Annotated in this window: 13 protein-coding genes; 12 read left to right on the top strand and 1 reads right to left on the bottom strand. The window is 74.8% G+C overall.

What is annotated here, in order from left to right:
- Window positions 1–62 precede the first annotated feature (62 nt).
- Both recR and HNR08_RS06970 read left to right on the top strand, forming a co-directional pair.
- Window positions 63–662 (top strand): recombination mediator RecR, encoded by a 600-nt coding sequence (recR, locus tag HNR08_RS06975; RefSeq protein WP_146837337.1) that lies wholly within the window; start codon window positions 63–65, stop codon window positions 660–662.
- Window positions 663–762: 100 nt separating this feature from the next.
- Entirely contained in the window at window positions 763–1386 is a 624-nt protein-coding gene (locus HNR08_RS06970; RefSeq protein WP_371862381.1) for a DUF5063 domain-containing protein, read from the top strand.
- A 25-nt stretch (window positions 1387–1411) separates the two neighbouring features.
- Here the strand turns inward: HNR08_RS06970 and HNR08_RS06965 are convergent, their stop codons facing one another.
- Complete coding sequence (locus HNR08_RS06965; protein WP_146837331.1) at window positions 1412–1837, bottom strand: organic hydroperoxide resistance protein; 426 nt, start codon at window positions 1835–1837, stop codon at window positions 1412–1414.
- A 111-nt stretch (window positions 1838–1948) separates the two neighbouring features.
- Here HNR08_RS06965 and HNR08_RS06960 point away from each other — a divergent pair, with 111 nt between their 5' ends.
- The 10 genes from HNR08_RS06960 to HNR08_RS22625 all read left to right on the top strand — a co-directional run bounded on the left by HNR08_RS06960 (window position 1949) and on the right by HNR08_RS22625 (window position 11019).
- Window positions 1949–2575, top strand: coding sequence for a TetR/AcrR family transcriptional regulator (locus HNR08_RS06960; protein ID WP_146837329.1), 627 nt, complete (start codon window positions 1949–1951; stop codon window positions 2573–2575).
- Window positions 2572–3351, top strand: coding sequence for a TSUP family transporter (locus HNR08_RS06955; protein ID WP_146837326.1), 780 nt, complete (start codon window positions 2572–2574; stop codon window positions 3349–3351). The genes HNR08_RS06960 and HNR08_RS06955 overlap by 4 nt, the downstream gene beginning before the upstream one ends.
- Window positions 3352–3475: 124 nt before the next feature.
- Window positions 3476–4750: an aspartate kinase gene (locus HNR08_RS06950; RefSeq protein ID WP_146837323.1), complete on the top strand. Its 1275-nt coding sequence runs from the start codon at window positions 3476–3478 to the stop codon at window positions 4748–4750.
- The gene (locus HNR08_RS06945) at window positions 4747–5811 is read left to right on the top strand and encodes an aspartate-semialdehyde dehydrogenase (RefSeq protein ID WP_146837320.1); all 1065 of its coding nucleotides are present in this window, start codon (window positions 4747–4749) and stop codon (window positions 5809–5811) included. Before HNR08_RS06950 ends, HNR08_RS06945 begins: the two co-directional genes overlap by 4 nt.
- 134 nt (window positions 5812–5945) lie before the next feature.
- Window positions 5946–6314 carry a GntR family transcriptional regulator gene (locus HNR08_RS06940; protein WP_146837317.1) on the top strand — a complete coding sequence of 123 codons (369 nt, stop codon included), beginning with the start codon at window positions 5946–5948 and terminating at the stop codon, window positions 6312–6314.
- Window positions 6311–7219 carry an ABC transporter ATP-binding protein gene (locus tag HNR08_RS06935; protein WP_146837314.1) on the top strand — a complete coding sequence of 303 codons (909 nt, stop codon included), beginning with the start codon at window positions 6311–6313 and terminating at the stop codon, window positions 7217–7219. Before HNR08_RS06940 ends, HNR08_RS06935 begins: the two co-directional genes overlap by 4 nt.
- The gene (locus HNR08_RS06930; RefSeq protein ID WP_146837312.1) at window positions 7216–7995 is read left to right on the top strand and encodes a hypothetical protein; all 780 of its coding nucleotides are present in this window, start codon (window positions 7216–7218) and stop codon (window positions 7993–7995) included. The genes HNR08_RS06935 and HNR08_RS06930 overlap by 4 nt, the downstream gene beginning before the upstream one ends.
- A 73-nt stretch (window positions 7996–8068) precedes the next feature.
- Window positions 8069–9043: an ABC transporter ATP-binding protein gene (locus HNR08_RS06925; protein WP_146837309.1), complete on the top strand. Its 975-nt coding sequence runs from the start codon at window positions 8069–8071 to the stop codon at window positions 9041–9043.
- A 1-nt stretch (window position 9044) separates the two neighbouring features.
- Window positions 9045–9815 carry an ABC transporter permease gene (locus HNR08_RS06920; protein WP_146837306.1) on the top strand — a complete coding sequence of 257 codons (771 nt, stop codon included), beginning with the start codon at window positions 9045–9047 and terminating at the stop codon, window positions 9813–9815.
- 103 nt (window positions 9816–9918) lie between these two features.
- Window positions 9919–11019 carry a GGDEF domain-containing protein gene (locus HNR08_RS22625; protein WP_146837303.1) on the top strand — a complete coding sequence of 367 codons (1101 nt, stop codon included), beginning with the start codon at window positions 9919–9921 and terminating at the stop codon, window positions 11017–11019.
- Window positions 11020–11038 lie beyond the last annotated feature (19 nt).

Below are 11038 nucleotides of genomic sequence, written 5' to 3'. Positions count from 1 at the left end.
TCGCCGCGCCCCGGTCGGCGCGCGCGGCGGCCCGCGTGGGTGCCGGGCCGTAGGCTGGGGGCGTGTACGAGGGCGCGGTCCAGGACCTGATCGACGAGCTCGGGCGGCTGCCCGGTGTCGGACCGAAGAGCGCCCAGCGCATCGCGTTCCACATCCTCGCCGCCGACCCCACCGACGTGCGCCGGCTGGTGGACGCCCTCACCGAGGTGAAGGCCCGGGTCCGGTTCTGCACCCTGTGCGGCAACGTGGCGGAGGAGGACCTCTGCCGCATCTGCCGCGACCCCCGGCGCACGCCGACGGTGCTGTGCGTGGTCGAGGAGCCGAAGGACGTCGTCGCGATCGAGCGCACCCGCGAGTTCCGCGGGCGGTACCACGTGCTCGGCGGCGCCATCAACCCGATCGCGGGCATCGGCCCGGACGACCTGCGGATCAAGGACCTCATGACCCGCCTGGCGGACGGCACGGTCACCGAGGTGATCCTCGCGACCGACCCGAACGTCGAGGGCGAGGCCACCGCGACCTACCTGGCGCGCCTCCTGGTCCCGATGGGCCTGACGACCAGCCGCCTGGCGTCCGGCCTGCCCGTGGGCGGCGACCTGGAGTACGCCGACGAGGTCACGCTGGGCCGGGCGTTCGAGGGCCGGCGCCGGATCAGCGCCTGACCCGCCGGCGCGCCAGCCGCTCGGCGACGTCCGTGCAGGTCCCCGGCGCGCCGGGCCCGCTGCCGGGCGTGTCGCGCCGCGGAGGGGCACGATGGCTGGCGTGACCGGATCCGACGACCTGCGCGTGGCGACCGACTCGGCCCAGGTGGACGACCTGGCGCTCGACCCGGAGGCCGCCGACCTGCGCGCCGTCGCCGCCTCGGTCGCGCGGGAGGCGCGGTCGTTCCTCACGACGGTCACCGAGGTGGGCGCGGGCACCAACCCCGACGCCGCCATCCCGCTGCTGCTGCTCGCCGTGTCCGATGCGCTCGCGGTCGGGGCACGGCTCGGCGCGATCGTCGACGTCGTGCCGAGCGAGCGGTACGAGCCCGACGTCGGCCCGGACCCCGACGTCGACCCGCTCCGCTCCGCCCTGGCGAACGTGCTCGACGGCGTGGACGACTACGCCGAGGTGGTCGACCCGGTGCTCGGCACGGACATCGGCGCCGCGACGCTGTCCGGCGACCTCGTGACCATCGCCGGCGCCCTGGTGCAGGGGCTGCGGCACCACGAGCGCGGGCACGTGCTCGAGGCGCTGTGGTGGTGGCAGTTCTCGTACCTGTCGGTGTGGGGCGAGCGGGCGTCGAGCGTACTGCGCACCCTGCAGACCCTGCTGGCGCACCTGCGCCTGGACGTCGAGGACGACGTCGCCGCCGAGGCGGAGTACGACGCGCTCCAGCCCTGACCCGACCGGGGGTGGTGGGGCCGCGTCAGGCGACCGTCGTCTCCAGGGAGACCTCGATGTTGCCGCGGGTGGCGTTCGAGTACGGGCACACCTGGTGCGCCTGCTCGACCAGCTTCTCCGCCGTCGCCTGGTCCACGCCGCCGATCTCGACGTGCAGGGCCGCCTCGAGCGTGTACCCGCCCAGGCCGTTCGGCAGGATCCCGATGTCCGCGACCACCGCGGAGTCCCGGATCGGCGTCTTCGCCGCGGCCGCCACGCCCTTGAGCGCGGAGTGGAAGCACGCGGCCCACCCGGCTGCGAACAGCTGCTCCGGGTTGGTACCGCCGCCGGGGCCGCCCATGGCCGGCGGGACGGCGAGGGTCAGGTCGAGCGCGCCGTCATCGGTGGCGACGCGGCCCCCGGCGCGGCCCTCGCCGGTCGAGGTGGCGGTGGCGGTGTAGACGGCGCTCATGCGAGGCTCCCTAGGTAGACGAACTAGTACGTCTACAGTGAACCACGCCGCCGGGCGCCGTGCCAGACTGGCGGACCGAGACCCCGCCGCCGAGCCCGGGAGGAGCCCGTCGTGCCGACCGCCCCCGCCGCACCCGCGGCTCCCGGCGCCCCCGCCGCCCCCGCGCGCGGCCCGGTCGCCGACCGCATCCTCACCGCCGCCGCCCGCCGGTTCGCCGCCGACGGCATCCGCGCCGTGAGCGCCGACCGGGTGATCGCCGAGGCCGGCGTCTCGAAGGTGACCTTCTACCGGCACTTCCCGACCAAGGACGCGCTGGTCGTCGCCTACCTCACGGCCCTGGCCGACGCCGAGCGCTCGGCGCTGGACGCCGCCCGCGCCGCGCACCCGACCGAGCCCGCCGCCGTGCTGCGCGAGTACGCGGACGTGCTCGGCGGCGCCGCGTGCGCCCCGGGGTTCCGCGGCTGCCCGTTCATCAACGCCGCCGCCGAGTACGCGGACCCGGCCCACCCGGTGCGCGCGGTCGTCGCCGAGCACCGGCGCTGGCTGGTCGCCTCGGCGGCCGCCCTGCTCGCGGACCTCGGGGTGCCGGAGCCGCAGCACGCGGCCGAGGAGCTCGTCATGCTCCGCGACGGCGCCATGGTCGCCGGGTACGTCGGCGGCACGGAGACCGGCCGGGAGGTCGGCGACCTGCTCCGGCGGGCCGGCGCGGCGATCGTCGCGGCGCACGGCGCCCCGTGACGGTCTCCGGGCTCGAGCTCACGGTCGGCACGGTCGTCCTGCTCGTCCTCGCGGGCTTCGTCGCGGGCTGGGTGGATGCGGTGGTCGGCGGGGGCGGCCTGGTGCAGCTCCCGGCGCTGCTGCTGGTCCCCGGCATCAGCCCGGTCCAGGCGCTCGCCACGAACAAGCTCGCCGGCATCCTCGGCACCTCGGTCAGCGCGGCGACCTACTACCGGCGGGTGCAACCCGGGATGGCCACGGCCGGCCCCATGGCGCTCGCGGCCCTCGTGGGCGCCGGGGGCGGTGCGGCCCTGGCGTCCTCGCTGCCGGAGGAGGTGTTCGTGCCGGTCATCCTCGTCGCCCTGGTGGCCGTGGCCGTGTACACCGTGGCGCGCCCGCAGGTGGGCCGCGCGACCGCCCTGCGCTGGCGGGGGCGCACCCACCTGCTCGTCGCGCTCGGGCTCGGGGCGGGCATCGGGTTCTACGACGGCCTCCTCGGCCCCGGCACCGGCTCGTTCCTCGTGATCGCGCTGGTCGGCGTCCTCGGCTACGCGTTCCTCGAGGCGTCCGCCCAGGCCAAGATCGTCAACGCCGCCACCAACCTCGGCGCGCTGATCGTGTTCACCGCGCAGGGCGCCCCGCTGTGGCGGCTCGGGCTGGTGGTCGGCGCCGCGAACGTCCTCGGGTCCTACCTCGGCGCGCGCACGGCCGTGGCCCGGGGGAGCGGGTTCGTCCGGGTGGTGTTCCTCGTGGTCGTGAGCGTGCTGATCGTGCGGCTCGGGGCCTCGCTGCTGTAGTCCGGGGCGGGTGGTCCCGCGATGCGGGCGGGCCCCGGGCGCGTCCCGCCGTCGGCCTAGACTTCGCCCCGTCCCTGCCGCCCGCCCCCGCGGTCGGCCCCCGGTACCCGGAAAGTCCCCACTCGTGGCTCTCATCGTGCAGAAGTACGGCGGATCGTCGGTCGCCGACGCCGACAGCATCAAGCGCGTCGCGAAGCGGATCGCGGAGGCCAAGCGCGCGGGCGACGAGGTCGTGGTCGTCGTGTCGGCCATGGGCGACACGACGGACGAGCTCATCGACCTCGCGCAGCAGATGACCCCGCTGCCGCCGTCGCGCGAGATGGACATCCTGCTGACCGCCGGCGAGCGGATCTCGATGTCCCTGCTCGCGATGGCGATCTCCAGCCTGGGCGTCGAGGCGCAGTCGTTCACGGGCCAGCAGGCCGGCGTCATCACCGACGAGGTGCACGGCAGGGCGCGGATCATCGACGTGACCCCCGGCCGGATCCAGGCCGCGGTCGACTCCGGTGCGGTCGCGATCGTCGCCGGGTTCCAGGGCGTCACGCAGCACACCAACGACGTGACGACCCTGGGCCGCGGTGGCTCCGACACCACGGCCGTCGCGCTCGCGGCCGCCCTGGAGGCGGACGTCTGCGAGATCTACACCGACGTCGACGGCGTGTTCACGGCCGACCCCCGCATCGTGCCGTCGGCCCGCAAGATCGACCGGATCAGCTACGACGAGATGCTCGAGATGGCGGCCAGCGGCGCGAAGGTGCTGATGCTGCGCTGCGTCGAGTACGCCCGGCGCTACGGGGTCCCCGTGCACGTGCGGTCGTCGTTCTCCACGCACACGGGCACCCTGGTGACGGACGCCCCGGACGAAGAAGGAGCACCGATGGAGCAGCCGATCATCGCCGGCGTCGCGCACGACCGCAGCGAGGCGAAGATCACGATCGTCGACGTCCCGGACGTGCCCGGCAAGGCCGCGCGCATCTTCGAGGTCGTCGCAGGGGCCGGCGTGAACCTCGACATGATCGTGCAGAACGTGTCGGTGGCCTCGACCGGCCGCACGGACATCTCGTTCACGCTGCCCGCGTCGGACGGCGCCGCCGCGACCGCCGCGCTCACCGAGCACCAGCCGGACATCGGCTTCACGTCGCTGCAGTACGACGACACGATCGGCAAGCTCTCGCTGATCGGCGCCGGCATGAAGTCGCACCCGGGCGTGTCCGCGAAGCTGTTCGCCGCGCTGTCCGACGCCGGGATCAACATCGAGATGATCTCCACCTCGGAGATCCGCATCTCGGTCGTGACGCGCGCCGACCAGCTCGACGAGGCCGTGCGCGCCGTGCACACGGCGTTCGAGCTGGACAGCGCCGACGAGCAGGCCGTGGTGTACGGAGGGACGGGACGATGAGCGCGAGCGAACGCACCGGCGCGGGCCTGCGGGTCGGCGTCGTCGGGGCGACCGGCCAGGTCGGGGCGGTCATGCGCCGGCTGCTGGACGAGCGGGACTTCCCGGTCGCGGAGATCCGGTACTTCGCGTCCGCGCGCTCGGCGGGCTCGACGCTGCCGTGGCGCGGCCGGGAGATCGTGGTCGAGGACGCCGAGACCGCCGACCCGACCGGCCTGGACATCGCCCTGTTCTCGGCGGGCGGCGCGACGTCGAAGGCGCAGGCCCCGCGGTTCGCCGCGGCGGGCGCCACGGTCGTCGACAACTCGTCGGCCTGGCGGATGGACCCCGACGTGCCGCTGGTCGTCTCCGAGGTGAACCCCGGCGCGCTCGACGACATCCGCAAGGGCATCGTCGCGAACCCGAACTGCACCACGATGGCCGCGATGCCGGTGCTCCGGGTGCTGCACGAGGAGGCCGGGCTGCGCCGGCTGATCGTGTCCACCTACCAGGCGGTGTCCGGCAGCGGCCTGGCGGGCGCCCGCGAGCTGGACGACCAGGTGCGCCGCGCCGTCGAGCAGGACACGCTCGCGCTGGTGCACGACGGCTCCGCGGTGACCTTCCCGGCGCCGGCGAAGTACGTCGCGCCGATCGCGTTCAACGTCATCCCGCTGGCCGGCTCGGTCGTGGACGACGGGCTGCTCGAGACCGACGAGGAGCAGAAGCTCCGCAACGAGTCCCGCAAGATCCTCGGCATCCCGGACCTGCTGGTGTCCGGCACGTGCGTGCGCGTCCCGGTGTACACGGGCCACTCGCTCTCGGTGAACGCGGAGTTCGACCGCCCGATCACCCCGCAGCGCGCGTACGAGCTGCTCGCGGACGCCCCCGGCGTGCAGCTCGCGGACGTGCCGACCCCGCAGTCCGCCGCGGGCGCGGACCCGTCGCTGGTCGGCCGGATCCGGCAGGACCCGGGCGCCCCCGACGGCCGCGGTCTGGCGCTGTTCATCTCGAACGACAACCTGCGCAAGGGCGCCGCCCTCAACGCGGTCCAGGTCGCGGAGCTCCTGGCCGCCCGCCTGGCCTGACCCACCCCGCGATGGCCCGGGCCCCGAGGGGTCCGGGCCTTCGCTCTGCCCGGGGTTGTGCGGGGCCGGTGCTCTGTGGTTCATTAGTGGAGTAACGAACCCAGGGACCCGGCGCGCGCGAGAGGAGGTCGCCCGTGTTCGACGGCCGCGACCCCATCTACGTGCAGATCGCCGACCAGATCCGCCAGGACGTCCTGCGCGGCGACCTCCAGCCCGAGGAGCAGGTGATGAGCACGACGCAGTACGCCACCACCTTCCGCATCAACCCCGCCACGGCGGCCAAGGCGTTCGCGCAGCTCGTGGACGACGGCATCCTCTACAAGCGCCGCGGCGTCGGGATGTTCGTGGCCCCCGGCGCCCCGGACCGGTTGCGCGCGGAGGGTCGCGAGTCGTTCTTCGCGGAGGTCGTCGACCCGGTCGCCGACCGCGCCCGCGCGCTCGGCATCCCGATCGAGGACGTGCTCGCCCGGCTCCGGGAGCGCGCCGACGGCGGTGCGGCGTGACCCCCCTCGGGTTCGAGGCCCGCGGCCTCACCGTCCGCTACGGCCGCACGGTCGCCCTCGACGCCGTGGACGTGACCGTCCCCGCCGGGTCGATCACCGGCCTGCTGGGCCGCAACGGCTCCGGCAAGACCACGCTCGCCTCGGTGGCCGCCGCGTTCCGCCGCCCGAGCGCCGGCACGCTGCTGGTCGGCGGCGAGGACCCGTGGGAGAACGAGGACCTGCTGCCCCGGGTGCTGCTGGTGCGCGAGTCCGGCGACGTGCTGGACTCCGAGACGCTCCGCACCAACCTGCGGTTCGTCGACGACTGCCGGCCCGCCTTCTCCCGCGACGTCGCCGAGCGGCTGCTCGACCGGTTCGAGCTCGACCCGCGCACCAAGCCGGTGAAGCTCTCCCGCGGCCAGCGGTCCGCGTTCGGCATCGCGATCGCCGTCGCGACCCGGGCCGACCTGACGATCCTCGACGAGGTGCACCTCGGCCTGGACGCCCCGTCCCGGTACGCGTTCTACGACGCCCTGCTCGAGGACTACGTCGAGCACCCGCGCACCGTGGTGCTGTCCAGCCACCTGATCGGCGAGGTCGAGCGGCTGCTCGAGCACGTCGTCGTGCTGGACCACGGCCGGGTGCTGCTCGCGCAGGAGGCGGACGCGCTCACCGCGCGCGGGGTCTCCGTGACCGGGCCGGTGCGCGAGGTCGAGCGGTTCGTCGTCGGGCGCACGGTGCTCGGCCGGCAGCAGCTCGGCGGCACGGCGCAGGCGACGGTGCTCGCGACGCTGACCGACGCCGAGGCGACCGACGCCCGGACCGCCGGCCTCGAGATCGGCCCCGTGCCGCTGCAGGACCTGTTCGTGCACCTGACCGAGGACGGTGCCGCCGACGCGGCCCGCGAGCTGGGGAGGACCTCATGAGCGGCACCGCGCTGCGCAGCACGCCCCTGTGGCCCGCCCGCCCGGCGCGGCGGCGGGGCCCGGTGGTCCGCACGGCCTCGTCGCTGCTGCGGTGGTTCGCGCCGATCGTCGGCATCTACCTGGTGATCGTGGTCGCCGTCGCGGTGGTCGTGCCGTTCGTCGTCGACGCCGCCGGCGACGTCCGGTTCTCGATCCTCTGGTTCGCCCGGCAGAGCGGCGTCTGGTTCCCGTTCTCCGTGCTGATCGGCGTCGCGGTGTCCTACCCGGCCGTGCACGTCGCCAACGGCATGACGCGCCGGGCGTACGTGCGCGGCTCGCTCCTGGCGGTGACCGCCCTGGCCGTCGGGTTCGCCGGGACGATGACCCTCGGGCTGCTCGCCGAACGGACCTGGTACCGCGCGATGGGCTGGCGCTGGGAGCTCGCCGAGGGCTGGTTCGCCCCGGCCGAGGGGCTGCCGACCGTCCTGGTGGCGTACCTCGCCACGTTCCTCGTCGCGTACCTCAGCGGCCTGCTGGTCGGCACGGTCTACGCCGCGAAGGGCGGCTGGTGGGGGACGCTCACCCTCCCGCTGACCGTCGGCCCGATCCTGCTCGTCACGATCCTCGTGGACAACGCGTACGACTGGGTGCCGTTCTCCCACCTGTTCGGCGACGCGCCCAGCGGCGGCACCCCGCTCGCCCTGCTGGTCGCCGTCGCCGTCGTCCTGGCGCTGGCCCTCGCCGCCGCCTTCTGGCTGGTCGCCGGCCGCCGGCCCGTCCCGCCGCGCCGGGGCTGACCCGCCGCGGCGCCGCGGCAGCACCCCGACGCACCCCCGGTCCACCCGCACGACGCGAGGAGGAGAGCCCGCCATGCCCGGAACCGACCCGGTGATCCACGCGGAGCACCTGCACAAGCGCTACGGCACCACCGTGGCCGTGGCCGACGTCAGCCTGACGGTCCGCCGCGGCGAGATCGTCGGCGTGCTCGGCCGCAACGGCGCCGGCAAGACCACCACCGTCGAGATGATCGGCGGCCTGCGGGAGCGCGACGGCGGCACCGTCCGCGTGCTCGGCCTGGACCCCGGCGGCACCGCCGCGGACCGGGCGGCCCTGCGCGAGCGCGTGGGCCTGCAGCTCCAGGAGTCCGAGCTCCCGGCCCGGATCACCGTGCGCGAGGCCGTCGCCGAGTACGCCTGCTTCTACGACGACCCCGCCGACCCCGACGCGCTGATCCGCGACCTCGGGCTGGCGGACAAGGCCGGCACCCAGTTCCGGGCGCTGTCCGGCGGCCAGAAGCAGCGGCTGTCCATCGCGCTCGCCCTGGTCGGCAACCCCGAGGTCGCGATCCTCGACGAGCTGACGACCGGCCTCGACCCGCAGGCCCGCCGCGACACCTGGGACGTCGTCGAGGGGGTGCGCCGGCGCGGGGTGACCATCGTGCTGGTCACGCACTTCATGGAGGAGGCGGAGCGGCTCTGCGACCGGGTGGTGCTCGTGGACGCGGGCCGGGTGGTCGCCGAGGGCACGCCCGCCGAGGTGGCGGCCCGGGTCGGCGCGGAGCAGACGCTCGTGTTCCACCCGTCGGCGCCGGTCGACGGGACCGCGCTGCGGTCGCTCGGCTCCGTCGGCGCCGTGGACGTCGACCCGGGCGGCGCCGTCACCGTGCGCGGGACCGGCAACGTCGTGCAGGACGTCATGGTCGCGCTCGCCGCGTCCGGCGTCCGGCCCGACGACCTGCGCGTGCGGCGCAGCACCCTGGAGGACGCGTTCGTCCGCCTGACCGGCGCTGCCGGTGGCCCGGGCGACGCCGACCCCGCCCCGACCGACGACCGAGTGGAGGCCTGAGATGTCCGCGACCAGCCCCCGGGTGCTCGCCCGGGTCACCGCCGTCGAGGGGCGGCTCGCCCTGCGCGAGCCCTCGAACGTGTTCTTCGCCGTGCTGTTCCCCGCCGTGCTGCTCGCGGTGCTCGGGCTCGCGATGCCCTGGGGGTCGGCCCCGTACAGCGAGGACGACCCGCTGCTGTCGCAGATCAACGGGATCACCGGGTACACGCCGATCGTGCTCACCCTCGCCGTCGGCACCGTGGCGCTGTCGATGTACCCGATCACGATCGCCACCTACCGCGGCACCGGCGTGCTGCGGCGGCTGTCCACCACGCCGCTGCCGCCGTCCCGGCTGCTCATCGCGCAGATCCTCGTGAGCGTCGCCGCGCTGCTCGTCGCGGCCGTGCTGGCGCTCGTGGTCGGGCTGCTGGTCGTGGACGTCAGCGCCCCGACGCGGCCGGGGGTCGTCCTGCTCGCGTTCGTGCTGACCGCGGCGGCGACGTTCGGGGTGGGGTCGCTCATCGCCGCCCGCGCACCCACGGCGGGCGCCGCGACCGGGATCGGGATGACGACGTACTTCGTCTCGCTGTTCTTCGCCGGCGTCTGGTTGCCGCTGCCGATCATGCCCGAGGTGGTGCAGCGGATCGCCGGGTGGACGCCGCTGGGTGCCGGCTCGCAGGCGATGCTGGCCGGCTGGGTCGGGGACGCGCTGCCCGTGCGGGAGCTGCTGGTGATGGCCGGCTGGGCGGTGGTGCTGGTCCCGCTGGCGGCGAGGCTGTTCCGCTGGCGATGACCGGTGCGGCGCCATCCGGACGAACCTGAGGAATTCGGGCGGATTTCGTGCAAGTCTCAACGGGTTCCTGCAGGGCGGGCGGTCCGCCGCCGATGAGAGGCGTGTGACCACCACCCCGGACGACAGGCGCGCGCGCGAGCGTGCCCACGTGCCGCCCGAGGAGCCCGTGATCGTCCGGCTCATGGTGCACGTCCCCCCGCGGTTCCGCGTCGGCGGGCACGCCGCGGCGGGCGGCCGGGTGCTGCTGCTCTTCTCCGGCGCGGTGGTCGTCATCGGCGCGCTCTTCCTCGGCGCCTCCGCCCACGAGCTGCGGGTCCTCGCCGGCACCTCCGCGGCGATGCTCGTCGCCGTCGGGCTCAGCCTGCTGGTGCGGTGGCGCCCGCACTCCTGGGCCACGTTGGTGTTCCCGGTCACCGTGCTCGCCGGGCTCGCGGTCCTCGGGCTGACGACCCACCTCGCCGCCGCGTTCGTCGGCCTGATCCCGCTGTGCTTCGTGTACGTCGGGCTCTTCCACCCCGGGCGCGCCGCGCTGGCCGTCGTCCCGGTCGCCTGGGCGGCGTACGCCTCGATCGTCACCGTGCTCGACGGCCGCACCGCCGTGCGCCTCGTCATCTACGGCGTCACCTGGTGGGCCACCGCGCAGATCCTCGCGCTCACCACCGCCTACCAGCGGGACCAGTACCGCCGGATGCGCACCGACGCCCGCACGGACGCCCTCACGTCGCTGGCCAACCGCCGGGACCTCGACGACCGGCTCGGCCGCGCCGTCCCGGGCGACTGCATCGTGATCTGCGACCTCGACCACTTCAAGCGCGTCAACGACACCCACGGCCACCCGTTCGGCGACCTCGTGCTCGAGAAGTTCGGCCACGCGATCGACCAGCACCTGCGCCGCCGCGACTACGCCGCCCGGTACGGGGGCGAGGAGTTCGTGCTCATCCTGTCCCGCACCGAGACCGTGCAGGCGATGAACATCCTGCGGGCCCTGCGCACCGAGTGGGCCGAGGAGGGGACCGGCGTGACCTTCTCCGCCGGGATCGCCCTCGTCACGGCGGACACCCCGCCCGGCAGTGCCCTCGCGGCGGCGGACATCGCGATGTACCGGGCGAAGCAGGCGGGGCGCGACCGGTTCCGGATCGCGACGGCGGCCCTGGACTCCCGCCGCCCCACCACCCCGAGGCCCGAGGTCCCCACGGGCTGCTGAGGCGCCGGGATGCACGAAG

The organism is Cellulomonas hominis, from assembly GCF_014201095.1.
GTDB classification, from domain to species: domain Bacteria; phylum Actinomycetota; class Actinomycetes; order Actinomycetales; family Cellulomonadaceae; genus Cellulomonas; species Cellulomonas hominis.
Note: the sequence above shows the minus strand (reverse complement) of the source record. Positions and strands in the feature narration are given on the sequence as shown.

Excerpts from the sequence above, each read along its gene's own strand:
- HNR08_RS06930 (WP_146837312.1), top strand. The coding sequence starts at position 7,216 with ATGAGCGGCACCGCGCTGCGCAGCACGCCCCTGTGGCCCGCCCGCCCG.
- HNR08_RS06920 (WP_146837306.1), top strand. The coding sequence starts at position 9,045 with ATGTCCGCGACCAGCCCCCGGGTGCTCGCCCGGGTCACCGCCGTCGAG.
- HNR08_RS06925 (WP_146837309.1), top strand. The coding sequence starts at position 8,069 with ATGCCCGGAACCGACCCGGTGATCCACGCGGAGCACCTGCACAAGCGC.
- HNR08_RS06965 (WP_146837331.1), bottom strand. The coding sequence starts at position 1,837 with ATGAGCGCCGTCTACACCGCCACCGCCACCTCGACCGGCGAGGGCCGC.
- HNR08_RS06945 (WP_146837320.1), top strand. The coding sequence starts at position 4,747 with ATGAGCGCGAGCGAACGCACCGGCGCGGGCCTGCGGGTCGGCGTCGTC.